Origin of the sequence: Bradyrhizobium sp. NAS80.1 (genome assembly GCF_001908205.1) — a bacterium.
In the GTDB taxonomy this organism is placed as follows: Bacteria; Pseudomonadota; Alphaproteobacteria; order Rhizobiales; family Xanthobacteraceae; genus Bradyrhizobium.
Genome location: NZ_LGHL01000400.1, coordinates 1 through 885, shown reverse-complemented (window position 1 = coordinate 885; position 885 = coordinate 1). Strand labels below are relative to the sequence as shown.

The 885-nt window shown below is 60.1% G+C and carries 1 protein-coding gene; it reads right to left on the bottom strand.

What is annotated here, in order from left to right; genetic code table 11:
- Nucleotides 1–142: 142 nt before the first annotated feature.
- On the bottom strand, nucleotides 143–885 hold a 743-nt coding region (locus AC629_RS43830), incomplete at its 5' end, for a LexA family protein (protein WP_143199940.1).

The following is an 885-nucleotide window of genomic DNA, read 5'->3' as shown; positions in this document are numbered from 1 at the left end:
TTGGAAGCGCCACCGCCCGCCGTTCTTCTCGCTGCTCACGTCGAGAAACCTCCCTGTGCAAATCACTCGGGAGGTATCGTTTCACATGAAACGCACAAATGCAACGAATGTGTTTGATTAATGCTACATACAGTCTAGCGGTTCAGCTCAGCCGACGCCCCGCGAGCCGATCCGTGACCACGCCCCGGACGATCACGTTGCGATCATCCACAACGATCGGCATCCAGCTCCGCGCCTCGAAGGTGGCGGCAACCAGATAGGGCTTCTCGTAGAGCCGGAACACGGTCCGTCTGGTGCCCTGATCGTTGATCTCGGCGCAGACGATGTCGCCGGCGCGGGCGATCTCGTCGAGATCCACCAGCAGCACGGCGCCCGGCAGGACGCCTGCGGCCTGCAGCGCATTGGTGTGCATCGTCCAGGCCTCGACGTGCTTGCGAGCGCCTGTCAGGGCCGTCAGCGCCCGTCGCATGGGCTCCGGCATGCTGTCTGCCGGCAGTGGGCTCGCCTCGATCTCTGGCAATGAAACGCCTCCCGACGCACTGCGTGGCGCCGGGCGGCCGAAGAAACGCTCCAGCTTGGCAATGACCGGCGTTGACGGCGTGAAAGTATAGCTTTCGTCGTTCAGAAATTTCGTGATCGTGGTGGTCGCCACCCCGATCTCCTTGGCGGCCTTGGTCGGAGTTATCCCCCGCTCAGCCAAATTCGAGCGCAGCCAGGAGCGCAAAAGCTCCCGATCATCTTCCACCGCATCATTCAAACGCTTCACCCCCGTAGCGAGAACACTACGGGTAGTGTGCGTTTGTTGATTTCTCAGCGCATCTAGCATTTGAGCACTTGACGGCGTTTCGCAAATCAGTCTTAGCCGTAGCATTAATGAAACACAAC